Annotated in this window: 14 protein-coding genes; all 14 read left to right on the forward strand. The window is 31.5% G+C overall.

All coding sequences use genetic code 11. The features are described 5' to 3' along the window. Window positions 1–2: 2 nt before the first annotated feature. The 14 genes from DW006_RS06645 (at window position 3) to miaA (ending at window position 16,781) form a co-directional block, all read left to right on the forward strand. On the forward strand, window positions 3–1,007 hold the full coding sequence (locus DW006_RS06645) for a PhoH family protein (RefSeq protein WP_117999579.1): 1,005 nt from the start codon (window positions 3–5) through the stop codon (window positions 1,005–1,007). Between the two features lie 85 nt (window positions 1,008–1,092). Then, the gene (gene ybeY / locus DW006_RS06650; RefSeq protein ID WP_117999580.1) at window positions 1,093–1,590 is read left to right on the forward strand and encodes an rRNA maturation RNase YbeY; all 498 of its coding nucleotides are present in this window, start codon (window positions 1,093–1,095) and stop codon (window positions 1,588–1,590) included. Between the two features lie 2 nt (window positions 1,591–1,592). Then, entirely contained in the window at window positions 1,593–2,678 is a 1,086-nt protein-coding gene (locus tag DW006_RS06655; RefSeq protein ID WP_117999581.1) for a DUF3048 domain-containing protein, read from the forward strand. 50 nt (window positions 2,679–2,728) lie between these two features. Next, complete coding sequence (locus DW006_RS06660) at window positions 2,729–4,384, forward strand: polysaccharide biosynthesis protein (protein WP_158561084.1); 1,656 nt, start codon at window positions 2,729–2,731, stop codon at window positions 4,382–4,384. 80 nt (window positions 4,385–4,464) lie between these two features. Further along, the gene (locus DW006_RS06665) at window positions 4,465–4,803 is read left to right on the forward strand and encodes a BofC C-terminal domain-containing protein (protein ID WP_117999583.1); all 339 of its coding nucleotides are present in this window, start codon (window positions 4,465–4,467) and stop codon (window positions 4,801–4,803) included. Window positions 4,804–4,817: 14 nt separating this feature from the next. Further along, complete coding sequence (locus tag DW006_RS06670) at window positions 4,818–5,987, forward strand: aminoacetone oxidase family FAD-binding enzyme (protein ID WP_117999584.1); 1,170 nt, start codon at window positions 4,818–4,820, stop codon at window positions 5,985–5,987. Beyond that, entirely contained in the window at window positions 5,987–7,564 is a 1,578-nt protein-coding gene (locus DW006_RS06675; RefSeq protein ID WP_117999585.1) for an FAD-dependent protein, read from the forward strand. Before DW006_RS06670 ends, DW006_RS06675 begins: the two co-directional genes overlap by 1 nt. A 196-nt stretch (window positions 7,565–7,760) precedes the next feature. Beyond that, the gene (locus DW006_RS06680) at window positions 7,761–8,948 is read left to right on the forward strand and encodes a hypothetical protein (RefSeq protein WP_117999586.1); all 1,188 of its coding nucleotides are present in this window, start codon (window positions 7,761–7,763) and stop codon (window positions 8,946–8,948) included. Further along, on the forward strand, window positions 8,949–9,158 hold the full coding sequence (locus DW006_RS06685; RefSeq protein ID WP_117999587.1) for a DUF896 domain-containing protein: 210 nt from the start codon (window positions 8,949–8,951) through the stop codon (window positions 9,156–9,158). A 1-nt stretch (window position 9,159) separates the two neighbouring features. Then, a complete protein-coding gene (locus DW006_RS06690; protein ID WP_117999588.1) occupies window positions 9,160–9,705 on the forward strand; it encodes a 5-formyltetrahydrofolate cyclo-ligase in 546 nt (181 codons plus the stop codon). Window positions 9,706–9,727: 22 nt separating this feature from the next. After that, on the forward strand, window positions 9,728–11,134 hold the full coding sequence (miaB, locus tag DW006_RS06695) for a tRNA (N6-isopentenyl adenosine(37)-C2)-methylthiotransferase MiaB (protein ID WP_117999589.1): 1,407 nt from the start codon (window positions 9,728–9,730) through the stop codon (window positions 11,132–11,134). Window positions 11,135–11,136: 2 nt separating this feature from the next. Continuing rightward, a complete protein-coding gene (gene mutS / locus DW006_RS06700) occupies window positions 11,137–13,827 on the forward strand; it encodes a DNA mismatch repair protein MutS (protein ID WP_117999590.1) in 2,691 nt (896 codons plus the stop codon). A 9-nt stretch (window positions 13,828–13,836) separates the two neighbouring features. Beyond that, complete coding sequence (gene mutL, locus DW006_RS06705; protein WP_117999591.1) at window positions 13,837–15,831, forward strand: DNA mismatch repair endonuclease MutL; 1,995 nt, start codon at window positions 13,837–13,839, stop codon at window positions 15,829–15,831. Between the two features lie 8 nt (window positions 15,832–15,839). Then, window positions 15,840–16,781, forward strand: coding sequence for a tRNA (adenosine(37)-N6)-dimethylallyltransferase MiaA (gene miaA, locus DW006_RS06710; RefSeq protein ID WP_117999592.1), 942 nt, complete (start codon window positions 15,840–15,842; stop codon window positions 16,779–16,781). Window positions 16,782–16,877 lie beyond the last annotated feature (96 nt).

Here is a 16,877-nt window from a genome sequence, read left to right on the forward strand (position 1 = left end):
TAATGAGTGTAATAGAAAATATTATAGATATTCCTGCAGAATATGAGAAAACTGTATTTGGTCAATTTGATTATAATATTAAGAAGATTGAAAAGACCTTACATGTTACGATTATTTCACGAGATGGAGATTTGAAAATAATCGGTGGTGAAACGGCCACCAAAAGAGCGAAAAGCGTGTTTAACCAATTAATTGAATTGGCAAAAAGAGGAAATGAAATCACAGAACAAAATGTTGATTATGCATTGTCTTTAAGCTTTGAGGAAAAAGAATCTGCAATAGTTGAATTAGATGATAACATTATTTGCAGAACAATAATGGGGAAGCCTATTAAACCCAAAACATTAGGTCAAAAGAAATATGTAGACTTAATAAGAGATAAAATGATAGTTTTTGGTGTGGGGCCTGCCGGTACAGGTAAAACCTATCTGGCAATGGCAATGGCAATTACAGCCTTAAGAAATAATGAAGTAAATAAAATTATTTTAACAAGACCTGCCATTGAAGCCGGTGAGAATTTAGGCTTTTTGCCAGGAGATTTACAAAGCAAGGTTGATCCCTATTTGCGCCCGTTATATGATGCCCTTTATCAAATTATGGGAGCTGAAAGTTTTATTTCTAATTCAGAAAAAGGAATTATTGAAGTTGCACCACTTGCTTACATGCGTGGTAGAACTTTAGATAATGCTTTCATAATACTTGACGAAGCTCAAAATACAACACCTGCTCAGATGAAAATGTTCTTAACCAGAATAGGTTTCGGTTCAAAGGTTATAGTTACCGGTGACAGAACCCAGAAGGATTTACCAAGAGATGTTGTATCAGGTTTGGATATAGCACTTAAAGTTTTGTCGAAAGTGGATGATATTGGCTTTGCCTTTTTAGATAACAACGATGTTGTCAGACATCCTTTAGTTCAAAAAATTGTCAAGGCATACGAAGAATATGAAAATAGAAAATCGTCATATTTAAAAAATAAACCAAATGGCAAAACTAAGGATAAATAAAAAAGATTGGCAAAAAAATAATTAAAGACTCGTACAGAGTTAATTAATAATCTTAATTCAATCAGATAATAAAAAAGGAAAAAACATGAATATATATATTGAAAATCAATACAAAAATAATATTGACATTGATTACGAAAATTTAATTAATATGGTCGTATCAGAAGCTATTGATTATGTAAAATGCCCCTACGAATGTGAGGTGAATGTTACTATAGTTGACAACGATGAAATACATGAAATAAACAACAGTCAACGAAATATTGACAGACCTACAGATGTTTTATCATTTCCAATGCTGGAATATGATAAACCAGGTGATTTTGATAAATTCGAAAATGATTTATATGCATTTGATCCTGACACAGGAGAACTTACATTAGGAGATATTGTGATTTCCTACGACAAAGTAATTTCTCAGGCAGAAGAGTATAATCATTCTGTTATAAGAGAGTTTGCTTTTTTAGTGGCACATAGTATGCTTCATTTATTTGGCTATGACCATATTGATGATAAGGAAAGAATGGAAATGGAACAAAAGCAAAAAGAAATTTTAAATAATTTAGGAATAACAAGGGAGTAATTATGAAGAGAAACAAAATCATAGCTATAACAATTTTAGTTGCAGTAATAATAGTTGGTGTTATTCTTGCAGTTGTGTTTGGTAGTGCCAAAAAGCAGACAAATACGCCTACAACAACACCTGAACAGACAACAGTTACTGAAACAACTACAGCAGATCCAAATGCAGGCAAGGTAATTAGTAAATTAACAGGAGAGTATGTTAAGAAATCTATTGCCAATAAAAGACCTGTTGCTTTAATGTATAACAATATTATTAACGCAATTCCACATTCAGGACTTTATAATGCAGATGTATGTTATGAAGCACCGGTAGAAGGCTCAATTACAAGAATTATGGGCATTTTTGAAAATTATTCAAAACTCAAGAAAATGGGTTCGGTTAGAAGCTGCAGAATATATTATTGTGCCTTTGCAAATGAGTGGGATGCTATTTACAGTCACTTTGGACAGTCAAAATATGCACTTGATTATTTAAAAAGTGGTTCAATTGACAAAGTAGGTTCACTAAATGCTGAGTCAGCTTTTTATCGTACATCAGACAGAGTTGCCCCTCATAACTGTTTTACATCAGGAAAAGGACTTGATTCTGCAATTAAAAAGTTTAAATATAGAACTTCATACAAGAAAAAATATACATCTCATTTCAACTTTGCAAAAAGTGGCAGCAAGATTGCTTTAGACAGTAAAAAAACAGCTAAAAAAGTTGAAATTGGTTATAGAATAAATCATCCATATTTTGTATATAACAAAAAAGACGGTCAATATTACAGATATCAATATAACCAGAAGCATATTGATGATCAGAACAAGAAGCAGTTACATTGTTCTAACATTATTGTTCAGTTTGTAAACTATACATTATATCCTGATAATAAGAGCTTGGATATTACTCTAACAGGCAAGGGTAGTGGCTGGTTTATTACAAATGGCAAAGCCGAAAAAATTACCTGGTCAAAAGATAAAAAAATGACAGGCAGAACAAAATACCTTGATAAGAATGGAAAAGAAATAACATTAAACACAGGTAAGACATGGATATGCGTTGTGGGAAATGATGACAAAGCTAATTTTAAAATTTCAAAATAAACAACCAAATATAACAAGACAATAACATAAGGAAAATGGAAGATAAAAAAATGAGTAGTAAGTCTAAAAAAGATAGTTTTATAATACAGGGCAGTATTTTGGCAATGGCAGGTATACTTGTTCGTGTAATAGGATTAATTTATAGAATACCTTTAAACAGAATTTTAGGAGATGTTGGTTTAGGATATTATGGCACAGCTTTTGAGTTTTACAATGTGTTGATTTTGTTATCATCACAAAGTATGCCATTAGCCGTATCAAAGATAGTATCTGAAAAGCTTGAAAAAAAGGAATATAAAAATGCTCACAAGGTTTTTAAGGGAGCATTATTTTATGGTGGTTTTATAGGACTTGCCTTTGGACTATTCTTGTTCTTTGGGGCAGATTTCATTGCAGGAGTTTACAAACAGCCACCAATAGCAATAGCATTAAGAGTATTGGCACCAACCCTTACAATTGCCTGTATTTTAGGTGTAGTAAGAGGCTATTTTCAGGGTATGGGCAATATGGTTCCAACTGCTGTTTCGCAGATTTTTGAGCAGATAGTAAATGCCGTAGTCAGTGTTATAGCTGCTTATGAATTAGGTGCCTACGGTTATACTTTATCAAAAATTGCCAGTGAGCAGAAAGTATTAAAAGGTTCTTATGCTGCTGCCGGGGGAACATTAGGAACATTATCAGGTGCTTTAATTGCATTGATTTTTATGTTCTTTATAGTATATGTAAATAGAAATTATTTCCGCAAAAAAATGAAAAAAGACAGAACAGGAGTCCAGGACAGCTATGGTCAGATTACCAAAGTCATTCTTTTAACAATTACTCCGGTTTTGTTTAGTACAACAATATACAATATTGGAAATCTTTTGGACAACCCAATATATCAGAATATAATGTCAAGTATCTTCCACGTAAGTGAAACAACCAATAGTGCTGCATGGGGCGTTTATTCAGGCTATTACAGACTTTTGACTACAATGCCAATAGCAATAGCCTCTTCACTGTCGACGGCTATTGTACCATCATTAGTTAGGTCGTATATAGCAAAGGACAAATTAGTCGTTAAAAGAAAAGTTATGTTAGCACAGAAGTTCTCAATGTTAATTGCTTTTCCTTGTGGTATGGGATTATCAGTTTTAGGTGGGCCAATTAACTCACTTTTATTTGGTGAAAAAGTTGAATACACATCAATTATTATGATTTTCAGTATTTTTACTGTAGTAGCTTTTAGTTTATCAACAATCAGTAATGCAATATTACAGGGTATAGATAAATTAAATGTGCCAATTAGAAACTCGGCAATATCACTTGGTATACACATTATTTTCTTACTGATACTTTTATTAGTATTCAGACTTGGTATATATGCCGTTGTAATTGGAGACTTTACATTTGCAATGACAGTTGCGGTACTTAACTCATTTTCCATTAAGAAATACCTTGGCTACAAACAGGAAGTACATTACACTTTAGTTTGCCCATTTGTTTGTTCAGCCATAATGGGTATCTTCTGTTTAGTATTTTACAAACTTGGAATGATGATTCTACCATCTAATTTCATTTGGACAGTTTTATCAATACTTATTGCAGTGGTAATATATGCTGTTTCTTTAGTATTTACTAAGACAATAACTGAGGATGAGTTGTATTCTATTCCCAAGGGAAATCAGATTGTAAGAATTTTGAAGAAATTCAGATTATTGAAATAATTAAGGTATAAATATACAAATATTGTAAAAAATATATGCAGGTAAAGGAATATTTTATCAGATAAAAGGAGTGGTAATTTATGAATAAACGTGCATATATTTTTTATTTAATTATATTTGTTGTTGGATTCAGTATTTCATATTTATGTGGATACAAAATGGGAACTTCAGATTTGAAAAATGTAGCCATTAAGTCTGATGCGGTTAAAGCTAACAATGAAAATAAAAAAGAAGGCTACTGGCTTATTGCAAAAGATAATATTTTGTATGTATATAAAAGTGATAAAGAAACAGAAATTGCTGAAACGGACATAAACATATCGAATATGTCTTTAAAAGATAGAAAAATAATTATAAATGGTATTTATGTTGAAAGCTCTGAGGAACTGTTTAAATTTCTCGAGGCAAACACCAGTTGATGAAAGGACAATAAATGAAAACAATTGTTATTGGTGCAGGAGCATCAGGTCTTGTGGCAGCGATAGCTGCTGCTAATGCTGGCTCTAGTGTTACGGTAATTGAACATAACAAACAGGTAGGGAAAAAAATACTTATAACAGGAAACGGTCGTTGTAATATTACTAATGAGGCTATGAATGAGAATAAGTTTTATGGCAACAGTTCTTTTATTAAAAAAGTATTAGAAGCTTATTCACCTGATGATATACGAAGTTTTTTTAAAAATATTGGTATATGCACAGTGTCGAAAAACGGCTATATTTATCCTTCAAGTATGCAGGCGCAGACCGTATGTGAATTTTTAAGAGAATATGCCATGGAGCTTGGTGTTAAAATCAAAACTAACAATAATATTAATAGTATACAGCAGAATAATGGGAAATATGTTGTTGATATAGGTATACCTTTGGAATGTGATAATTTGATTTTGGCAACAGGTGGAAAAAGTTATGAAGTTACAGGCTCTGATGGAAGTGGTTATGAATTAGCCATGAAGTTTGGGCACACTATAACAAAACTTTCTCCAGCTCTTACAGCTCTTGTAATAAAAAAAGATATTCTCACAAAAAGCTCAGGCGTAAGGGTAAAAGGTACAGTTTCAAAGGGAAATTATAAGCACACCGGTGAAATTCAAATAACAGATTATGGTGTATCAGGAATTCCGGTTTTTAATATAAGCAGAACATTAGAAACAAATGATAATTTGGTAATAGATTTTGCACCTGATTTTTCTACAAATGAATTAAGAGAAATAATATTTAAATTTTCAAAAATATACAAAGATTTAGCAACTGAAAAAATACTTAAAGGCTTATATAATGAAAAACTGGCATCAGTTTTAGCTGAAAAATCAGGTTTAAAGAAAATTAAGGCAAAAGCTTTATCAACAGAAAACATTGAAAGTCTTATTAATACTATTAAGAATTATAACGTTATTATTGATAAAAAAAGAGGTTTTGATTACGCCCAGGTAACAGCAGGTGGTGTAGATACATCCGAAATCAATGCTGAAACCATGGAATCTAAATTATCACCTAATTTATATATTGTTGGTGAAATGTTGGATGTAGATGGAATCTGCGGTGGCTATAATCTTCATTTTGCCTGGTGTACAGGACTTATTGCAGGAGGAAATTGTAACTAATGAAACTATTACAGGTATCGAACATAAAAGTTGACATAACAGAAGATGAAAAAACAGCATTTAAAAAAGCTCTCAAAAAAGCAGGTCTTTCAAAAGATAAAGTCAGTAGTTGGAAAATAATAAAACTATCCATAGATGCAAGAAAAAAAGTGGAAATGCATAAGGTATATGTTATTGGTTTGTATGTAAAAGAATATAACAAAACAAGAAAAGACGTGCAGATAATTACAAAGGAAAAAGAATATACATACGAAATTTCAGGCACGAAAAGAATCACCTTTTCACCTGTAGTTGTTGGCTTTGGACCAGCAGGTATGTTTTGTGCATATCTTCTTGCACTTAATGGCTACAAACCTATTATTATAGAACGTGGCAGTATGGTCGAAAACAGAACAAAAATCGTAGAAGACTTTTGGAACACAGGCGTTTTAAATACAAACTGCAATGTCCAATTTGGTGAGGGGGGAGCCGGAACCTTTTCTGATGGTAAATTAAACACAGGCATTAAAGATAAACAAAACCGAATAAAATTTGTTCTTGAAACTTTTGTTAAATTTGGTGCAAACGAAAAGATTCTATATGAAGCCAAGCCACATATTGGAACAGATGTATTGAAAAATGTTGTAAAAAACATGAGAGATTTTATCAAGGAAAAAGGTGGTAAGTTTTACTTTGATACAAGGTTTGAAGGCTTTGAATGTGAAAATGGTAAACTTAGCAGGGTTATTTTAAGTAGCAAAAAAGTAATTGAGACAAACCTTTGTATTCTGGCAATTGGTCACAGTGCAAGAGACACATTTGAAATGTTATATAACAACGGTGTAGAAATGACACAGAAACCGTTTGCGCTAGGTGTAAGAATAGAACATAAACAGAGTACTATTAATAATAGTATGTATGGTTTCCCTGATGACAGATTAGGTGCGGCAAATTATAAACTTACCCATACAACAACAGCAAACAGAGGTGTTTATTCGTTTTGTATGTGCCCAGGTGGCTTTGTTGTTGATTCTTCTTCAGAAGAAGGTGGGAAAGTTGTTAATGGCATGAGTTACTCCAAAAGAGATGGAGAAAATGCCAACAGTGCAATTGTTGTTACAGTTACTCCAAATGACTTTGATGGAGATAGTCCCTTAGCAGGGATTGATTTCCAACGTGCCCTTGAAAGAAAAGCCTACAAAGAAGGAGCTGGCTTAGTTCCATTACAAAAATATGGAGATTTCAAGAATAATGTTAAAACAACAGATTTAGGTACAATTACACCAAACATAAAAGGTAAGTATACATTATCTAACTTAAACAACATTTTTCCTAACTTCATTGTTGAATCCATAATTGAAGGAATTGAAGCTTTTGGAAAAAGAATAGAACATTTTAACGATGATGATGCTGTTTTATCAGCTATAGAAACAAGAACATCATCACCAATTAGAATTACACGTGATGAAAACTTTAATTCAAATATAAAAGGGCTAATTCCTGCAGGAGAAGGAGCCGGTTATGCAGGTGGAATTACATCTGCTGCCATTGACGGCATGAAAATTTTTGAAGAAATTATAAAAAATTATTGCGTGTAAGATACTAAAATATTTCGTATAGGTTGTTTTAATATTTTGCAAATATTTCGTATAAGCTGTTTTAAAGTGACTTTTTTACAAATATGTAGTATTATATAAAGATGTATGTGAATAATTAGAAAGGTTATTGGGTTTATTAATTTTAAAAGAACCAAATAACAACATACATAGATTTTGTTAGTTAAGGAGAGGCATTATGAATATACGTTTTTTAGCGCAGTCAGAATACTTCAACGGATTACATATAAAGGATGACATTGTTTTAGAAAAAGAATACGAACAGGGTCCTTTTACTAATTTACCAAAGGTAAGATATTATCTATATTATTTAGAGGAAAATGTAAGAAAAGAAGTTATGCCATTTTCTGACAAAGTAGATGTGTTTAATATTACTAATTGCCAAAATGAATCAGAATACTTATATTTTACAGAATATTCTGACATGCATGACGGTACATATGTGTTTAGTATTGTAAGATACAACATTACAGATCATACCCATACCAAAATAATATCTTTGAAGGATAATATTAATTTATATCCTGACAATAAGCAGATTAAGATTTTTATATTGGATGAGTCAAATCTTATAATACAAAGAGCTCTTCCAAGAATCAGCAAAAACGGAATTTTAAAAGAGTTTTTTGATTATTCACTTATTTTATTTAATTTTGATAAAAATAAACAGATTTTCATTAAAGATGAAAATTTAGTAAAAAATGGAATTGAATTTATTCTTCCATATAATGAAAAAAGCTGTATAATGAAAACCGGCTATTCTGTTGCGGAAAATAACAGACATGAGAATCTTACAAAAGAAGAGGCAGCAGTTGAATCATTATTTGTTTTAAACATACAGCAGTTTATAAGTGACTTACAGCTTGACCAGTCTAATTTAATAATGAATGCTGTAGATCAGGCATATTATGACACAACAATTGTAAGTGCAAAAATCATAGAAAACTTTTTGATTTATTCGAAAGTAAATTACGAAAGTAATGACGAGAATATTATTTTCTATGACATTGAAACAAAAGAAATATATACATGTATTAATAAGACAACTTCAGGAGAATATCTTCTAAAAAATGCAACAGTAATAGAAGATATACCATATATGATAATGAATACTGCATCAGGAACTCAATTTTTCAATTTAATTTCCAACGAAATTGATGCAACTTATTCAGAAGAATATGATATTAGATTTGTAAATAATAATACAGTGATTTCAACAACAACAGAAAAAACATTGTTTGGTAAAGAATTTCAGGTTGTTTGCATCCACAAGTTCCCAAACAAAAAAGTAATTTTACAGGAGAAAGGAGAGTATATAGGATGTGTTACCTCAGATAAGAATACATCATATATATTTTTAAAATAAATGGACAAGGAAAAAATAAACAGAATTAACGAGTTATATCATAAATCAAAAGAAACAGGACTTACCCCTGAAGAAATTGAAGAACAAAAACAGCTTAGAACAGAATATAGAATGGCTATCATTAATAATCTGTCAGCTAATCTTGATAATGTTAGAATCAAGAATCCTGACGGTTCAATTTCAAAAGTAGAGCCAAGAAGAAAGCATTAAGATGAATATTAGTGAAGAAAAAAGCAGATTAAGAAAAGAAATAAAACAGAAAAGATTAAAAATGACTGAAAGTGATATACAGGTAAAAAGTAATATTATCTGTAATAAGATTATTAACAGTCAGTTTTACAAAGAAAGCAAGTGTATTTATTGTTATATGGCAATTCAAAATGAGGTTGATTTGAGTTTAGTTATAAGGGATGCACTATTGGCAGATAAAACTGTGGCAGTCCCTAAAGTTGTCAATAAAAACGGACAAATGTACTTTGCTGCAATAAACAAAAATGATAAATTTGAAAATGGTCTATATAACATTCCGGAGCCAAGCAACTCAAAAATTGCACCTAGTGCCGACTTAATTTTGGTTCCCGGAGTGGTTTTTTCGACTAAAGGGGAAAGAATAGGTCAGGCAGGTGGATTTTACGACAGATATCTTAGAAATAGCAGTTGTCATTCAATTGGTGTAGCGTATGATTTTCAGGTGTTTGATGAAATTCCAACCGAGTTACATGATGTTCCCGTAAATGAAATAATAAGTAATAACTAAAAAGATAAAATAGGAGATTTATATGAGTTTTACAAGCGAAGGCGAAAAGCAACAATATTATATTAATAAATGTAAAGAAATAATCAAGGCAAAAGAGGCTGCTTTAGGAAGAAAATTAACAGCGTGTGTCTGTACATTCGGTTGCCAGATGAATTTCAAGGATTCAGAGAAACTTCTTGGTATTCTTACTGAAATTGGCTACGAAGAAACAGAAGATGAGCATGCTGATTTAGTTTTATATAACACATGTACCGTAAGAGAAAACGCCAATTTAAAAATTTATGGCAGACTTGGATATCTTTCAAAAATTAAAGAGAAGAACCCTGATATGATTATCGGCCTTTGCGGTTGTATGATGCAGGAGCCACAGGTTGTCGAAAAATTAAATAAAAGCTACAAGTTTATTGATTTGATTTTTGGTACACATAATGTATTTTTATTAGCTGAATTATTATATGAAAGATTAATAAGCGGTCACAAAATCGAAGATATCTGGGATGGCACAACAGAAATTGTAGAAGATTTACCTGCTGTTAGAAAGTATGACTTTAAATCAGGCGTTAATATTATGTATGGTTGCGATAATTTTTGCAGTTACTGTATTGTTCCTTATGTAAGAGGTCGCGAAAGAAGTAGAAATCCTGAAGATATTATTAACGAAATAAAGGATTTAGTTGCCAATGGAGTTGTAGAAATCATGCTTTTAGGTCAGAATGTAAACTCTTATGGAAAAAATCTTGAAAATCCTATTACATTTGCTCAGTTATTAGAGCAGGTTGAGAAAATAGACGGCTTAAAGAGAATCCGTTTTATGACATCACATCCAAAGGATTTATCAGATGAATTAATTGAAGTAATGGCAAAATCTAAAAAGATTTGTAAGCAGATGCATTTACCACTTCAATCAGGTAGCACAGCTTTGCTTCAAAAAATGAACAGACATTACACTAAAGAACAATATTTAGAATTAGTAAGAAAACTTAGAGAAGCAATACCTGATATTGGGATTTCAACAGATATAATTGTAGGTTTTCCGGGAGAAACAGAAGAAGATTTCCTTGAAACCCTTGACGTTGTAAAACAGGCTGAATATGAATCAGCATTTACATTTATTTATTCAAAGCGTTCAGGAACACCTGCTGCAAAAATGGTAAATCAGGTAAGTGATGATGTTATTAAAGACCGTTTTGACAGATTACTTGCAGTAGTTAATGAAATTTCAAAAAAGAAAACTGAAAAATATCAGGGGACTGTTCAGGAAGTTTTAATAGAAGAAGTAAACAAAAAGATTCCTGGCTACGTTACAGGAAGATTAAGTAATAATGCAGTTGTTCACTTTGAAGGAAACAAAGAAGATATTGGTCAGCTTGTAAATGTTAGATTAAACGAAGCTAAAGGATTTTATTATATGGGAGAAATAGTGAGATAGTTATGAGTTTACCGCAAATGATGAAAGATGTGTGGGACAATCATTTTGAAAGTCTTACACCAATGATGAAAAATTACTTAGAAACAAAGAAACAGCATGAAGACTGTATAATTTTCTATCGTTTAGGAGATTTCTATGAAATGTTTTTTGACGATGCCTTAGAAGCATCAAAAGTTATGGAAATCACTTTAACAGGTAAAAGTTGTGGTTTAGAGGAGAGGGCACCAATGTGCGGTGTTCCTTACCATGCCGTTGACATGTATATAAATAAATTAGTTACAAGAGGTTATAAGGTCTGTATTGTAGAACAGGCAGAAGATCCTGCACTTGCAAAGGGCTTAGTAAAAAGAGAAGTTTCAAGAATTGTTACACCGGGTACTAATTTAAACCTTACTGCAATGGACGAAGGCAAAAACAACTACTTAATGTCAATTGCGTATATCGGTGGTAAGTTTGGCATATCAATAGCTGATGTTACTACAGGTGATTATTATGTAACAGAAGTTTATTCTGAAAGAAATGTTCTTGATGAAATCAATAAATTCATGCCTACTGAAATCATCTGTAATCATGCATTTTTAATGTGTGGTATGGATATTGACGATATTAAGAACAGACTTTCCATTTCAGTATTTGAGCTGGAAGAATGGTATTTTGACGAAAATAACTGTTCAGAAGTTTTAAAAGATCATTTTAGAATCATGGACTTATCAGGTCTTGGAATTTCTGAAATGTCACTTGGTGTTATAGCATCAGGTTCCTTACTTAAATATTTGTATGAAACACAGAAAAATTCATTAACACATTTATCTAAGTTAGTACCTTATTCAACAAGTACATTTATGATTCTTGATACATCTACAAGACGTAATCTTGAGTTATGTGAAACCTTAAGGGAAAAACAAAAACGTGGTTCACTTTTATGGGTACTTGATAAAACAAAAACAGCAATGGGTGCCAGAACTTTAAGAGGATACATTGAACAGCCACTAATTTCTAAAGAAAAAATAATCAACAGACAAAAAGTAATTGAAGAGTTAAATAAATCCATTATAACAAGAGACGAATTAAGAGAGTATTTATCTCCAATTTATGACTTGGAAAGACTTCTTAGTAAGATTTCCTACAAGTCAGCTAACCCAAGAGACTTAATCGCTTTTAAAACGTCATTGGAGATGTTGCCGCATATTAAGAATATTATAAAGGATTTTAAATCACCTTTATTTATAGAATTATATGAGCAACTTGATACATTAGAGGATATAACTTCGTTAATTACTAATTCAATTACAGATGATCCACCGATTAATATAAAGGAAGGCGGTATCATAAGAAGCGGTTTTAATGAAGAAATTGATAAGTTACGCTCTGCTAAAACAGAAGGCAAAGGTTGGCTTGCTGATTTAGAATCTCAGGAAAAAGAAAAAACAGGCATAACCAAATTAAAAATCAAATTTAACAAAGTATTTGGTTATTACATAGAGGTATCCAATTCCTTTAAAAATCTTGTGCCTGATTATTATGTTAGAAAGCAGACTTTAACTAATGCTGAAAGATACACAACTGACAAATTAAAAGAACTGGAAGAAATTATTGTTGGTGCTGAAGATAAGCTTTTCTCATTGGAATATAATATTTTCACATCAGTAAGAGATGAAATCTATAATCAGATTAACAGAATTCAAATGACTGCAAAAGCCATAGCGAAAATTGACGTTTTTGCTTCTTTAGCCTATGTTGCAGAACATAATAACTATGTAAAACCAAAGATAAATGAAAAAGGTGTTATTGACATAAAAGACGGCAGACATCCTGTGGTTGAAAAAATGATACCCGACAATATGTTTATATCAAATAATACATTTTTAGATACAAACAAAAACAGATTGTCCATTATAACAGGTCCTAACATGGCAGGTAAGTCAACTTATATGAGACAAACAGCCTTAATAGTTTTAATGGCTCAAATAGGTTCATTTGTGCCTGCAAAAGAAGCTAATATTTCTATATGCGATAAGATTTTCACAAGAGTAGGTGCTTCAGATGACTTGGCAAGTGGACAAAGTACATTTATGGTTGAAATGACGGAAGTGGCAAATATTTTAAGAAATGCTACTGCAAACAGCCTTTTAATATTGGACGAAATTGGACGAGGTACAAGTACCTTTGATGGTTTATCAATAGCCTGGGCTGTTGTTGAGCATATATGTGACAAGAAAATTCTTGGAGCTAAAACATTGTTTGCTACACATTATCATGAACTGACAGAATTAGAGGGAACTCTACCAGGTGTAAATAATTACTGTATTAGCGTTAAGGAACAGGGCGATGATATCGTCTTTTTAAGAAAAATCATCAAAGGCGGTGCAGATAAAAGTTATGGTATACAGGTAGCAAAACTTGCCGGCGTCCCTGACAGTGTTTTAAACAGGGCAAAGGAATTAGTTGCAGAATTAAGTAATGCAGATATTACTGCAAAGGCAAAGAATATTGCAGCTTCCTTACAGCCTGGTACAAACGTGCTTCCATCCATTAACGATGATTTAGAAGCGCACCAGATGACTTTATTTGATGCAGTAAATGAAAATGAAATAATAAAAGAAATTCAGGAATTGAATTTAGGTGAAATGACACCAATTGAAGGATTAAATTATTTATTTAAATTACAAAATCAGTTAAAAAACCGTTGGTAAAGGAATAATATGGGAATAATAAAAGAATTAGATCAAGGTACAATCAATCAAATAGCAGCAGGTGAAGTAGTCGAAAGACCTTCTTCAATAGTTAAAGAATTACTGGAAAATTCCATTGATGCAGGTGCTACACGAATTTCAGTGGAAATAGAAGAAGGCGGTACTAAATCCATTAGAATAACTGATAATGGAAAAGGCATAAACAAGGAGGACATAAGAATTGCTTTCCTACGACACACCACAAGCAAAATTAAAACTGCCATGGACCTGCTTACAGTTTCATCTCTTGGCTTTAGAGGTGAGGCTTTATCAAGTATAGCAGCAGTTTGCCAGGTTGAACTTCTAACAAGAACAGCTGATGCCATGGAAGGAATCCGCTATAGAATTGAAGGTGGAAAAGAAGTTGGTTTTGAAGAAATCGGTATCCCTGTGGGCACAACATTTATTGTTAATAATATTTTCTTTAACACACCTGCCAGAAGAAAATTTTTAAGAACTGCTCAAACAGAAGCCGGTTATGTATCTGATATAATTGAAAAAATTGCTCTATCCCATCCTGAAATTGCAATAAGTTTTAAAAGTAATGGTAAGATCAAAATTCATACCTCAGGTAATGGTAACTTGAAAGATGTTATTTACAGCATCTATGGAAGAGAAATTACTGAAAATATTCTGGAGATAAACGAAGAAAATGACTTTATGAAAATTTCAGGCTATATTGGCAAAGCAATAATTTCCAAAGGAAACAGAACATTCGAGAATTATTTTATTAATGGAAGATATATTAAAAGCAATATAATTTCAAAAGCAATAGAAGATGGTTATAAATTTATTTTAATGCAGCACAAATATCCATTTACGGTAATTGATTTTACAATTAAACCTGAATATTTAGATGTAAATGTACATCCGTCCAAAATGGAATTACGTTTCAGGAAATCAGAAAGTATTTATCCTATGATTTCAGAATGCATCAATGATGCATTAATAGAAAAGCCAAATATTATTGATGTTACTTTCGAGAAGAATGTAGAAAAAGCTGAACAGATAAAATACATCCCTGAACCTTTTGAAAATAAAAGACAGGATATTGTTAATTCAATAAATAACAACTTATCAAACGATAATAGTTCAAATGTAAAATATGATTTTTATAATTTTGGCGAAGGACCAAAAGAGCCAGATAATTTGGGAAATAATAATTTAAACAATGATTTGAACACAGGCTTTAATAGTAGTTTAAATAGCAATTTAACCACTGGTGCAAACCAGTTAAATATGACACCATCTGAATTTGGAAACAATACCTTACAAGAAGATGTTAATTATAACACAACAGCAAATAGCATCAATAATATTACAAATAATAAAATGGTTCAAAGAGAGCTTACTGAAGAGTATGACAACTTTTTAAGTGAAGTGGCAAAGCCAAAGCATAAAATAATAGGTCAGGTATTTGACACTTATTGGATCGTCGAATATAACGACAAAATGTATATAATTGACCAACATGCAGCGCATGAAAAAGTAATGTTTGAATCTCTTATGAACAAACTGGAAAATAAAGAAATTAGCAGTCAGATGATTAATCCTCCAATCATACTTTCTTTGTCTATGAGTGAAAGTCAGTTACTGGAGAAATATTTAGAAAACTTTAAAAATATAGGTTTTCAAATAGAACCATTTGGTGGTCAGGATTATGCTGTAAGAGCAGTTCCATCAGACCTTTACACTTTAGACAGCGAAGATGTTTTAATGGGCATAGTTGACAATCTTTCTAATGAAACAGGCAAAATGGTGCCTGACATAATTAATGAAAAAATTGCGTCAATGTCCTGTAAGGCAGCTGTTAAAGGGAATAGCAAATTGTCTTATGAAGAGGCTGACAAACTAATAGAACAGCTTCTGCAATTAGATAATCCATATAATTGTCCTCACGGAAGACCAACTATAATTTCCATGAGCAAATATGAATTAGAAAAGAAGTTTAAACGAATAATTTAGGAGAAAAAATGAATAAATTAGTTATTCTAACAGGTCCTACCGCAGTAGGAAAAACCCACTTGTCCATTCAATTAGCAAAAAAAATAAATGGAGAAATAATCAGTGCAGACTCCATTCAGGTTTATAAGGGGATGGATATAGGTTCTGCTAAAATTACAAAAGAAGAAACCGATGGTATTCCCCATCATTTAATAGATATATTAGAGCCAAAAGAAGAATTTAATGTACACATTTTTAAGAAACTGGCCACAAAGGCGATTAATGATATATCTAGCCGTGGTAAGATTCCCATTATAGTTGGTGGTACAGGTTTCTATATACAGGCTGTGTTATATGATATTAATTTTGATGATACAGAAACAGATTATGAATACAGAGAATATTTAGAACAACTTGCAAAGGATAAAGGTAATGCCTTTTTACACGATATGTTAAAAGAGGTTGATCATGAATCTGCCGCTGCAATTCACTGTAATAATTTAAAACGTGTCATTAGGGCTTTGGAATATTATAAACAAACAGGCAAAAAAATATCAGAACATAATGAAAAAGAACGCGAAAACAAATCACCTTATAATTTTGCTTATTTTGTTTTAAATGACAAACGTGATAAATTATATAATCGTATAAATCAAAGAGTTGATATTATGTTTGACAATGGTCTTTTAAAAGAAATGGAAACACTAATTGCCAAAGGCTACACAAGGGATTTGGTTTCTATGCAGGGTATCGGCTATAAAGAACTTTTTAATTACTTTGACGGAAAAACATCTTTAGATGAAACAAAAGAGTTAATCAAAAAAAATACCAGACATTTTGCTAAAAGACAGCTTACCTGGTTTAGAAGAGAAAAAGATGTAACAATGCTAAATATAGATGAATTTAATTATGACAGATTAAAGGTCTTAAATGAAATGTTAAATTTTTTAAAAAACAAAGAAATTATTTAGTGGTAAAGATTATTTAACAAAGTAAATTATTAACTTTTATTAATTTACAAATTATATAATTAAATAATAATTATATGCAATTGACAAATAAAAGTT

This window comes from Eubacterium sp. AF36-5BH (genome assembly GCF_003460505.1).
Lineage (GTDB): Bacteria > Bacillota > Clostridia > Lachnospirales > Lachnospiraceae > Eubacterium_G.

Excerpts from the sequence above, each read along its gene's own strand:
- DW006_RS06645 (WP_117999579.1), top strand. The coding sequence starts at position 3 with ATGAGTGTAATAGAAAATATTATAGATATTCCTGCAGAATATGAGAAA.
- ybeY (WP_117999580.1), top strand. The coding sequence starts at position 1,093 with ATGAATATATATATTGAAAATCAATACAAAAATAATATTGACATTGAT.
- DW006_RS06655 (WP_117999581.1), top strand. The coding sequence starts at position 1,593 with ATGAAGAGAAACAAAATCATAGCTATAACAATTTTAGTTGCAGTAATA.
- DW006_RS06660 (WP_158561084.1), top strand. The coding sequence starts at position 2,729 with ATGAGTAGTAAGTCTAAAAAAGATAGTTTTATAATACAGGGCAGTATT.
- DW006_RS06665 (WP_117999583.1), top strand. The coding sequence starts at position 4,465 with ATGAATAAACGTGCATATATTTTTTATTTAATTATATTTGTTGTTGGA.
- DW006_RS06670 (WP_117999584.1), top strand. The coding sequence starts at position 4,818 with ATGAAAACAATTGTTATTGGTGCAGGAGCATCAGGTCTTGTGGCAGCG.
- DW006_RS06675 (WP_117999585.1), top strand. The coding sequence starts at position 5,987 with ATGAAACTATTACAGGTATCGAACATAAAAGTTGACATAACAGAAGAT.
- DW006_RS06680 (WP_117999586.1), top strand. The coding sequence starts at position 7,761 with ATGAATATACGTTTTTTAGCGCAGTCAGAATACTTCAACGGATTACAT.
- DW006_RS06685 (WP_117999587.1), top strand. The coding sequence starts at position 8,949 with ATGGACAAGGAAAAAATAAACAGAATTAACGAGTTATATCATAAATCA.
- DW006_RS06690 (WP_117999588.1), top strand. The coding sequence starts at position 9,160 with ATGAATATTAGTGAAGAAAAAAGCAGATTAAGAAAAGAAATAAAACAG.
- miaB (WP_117999589.1), top strand. The coding sequence starts at position 9,728 with ATGAGTTTTACAAGCGAAGGCGAAAAGCAACAATATTATATTAATAAA.
- mutS (WP_117999590.1), top strand. The coding sequence starts at position 11,137 with ATGAGTTTACCGCAAATGATGAAAGATGTGTGGGACAATCATTTTGAA.
- mutL (WP_117999591.1), top strand. The coding sequence starts at position 13,837 with ATGGGAATAATAAAAGAATTAGATCAAGGTACAATCAATCAAATAGCA.
- miaA (WP_117999592.1), top strand. The coding sequence starts at position 15,840 with ATGAATAAATTAGTTATTCTAACAGGTCCTACCGCAGTAGGAAAAACC.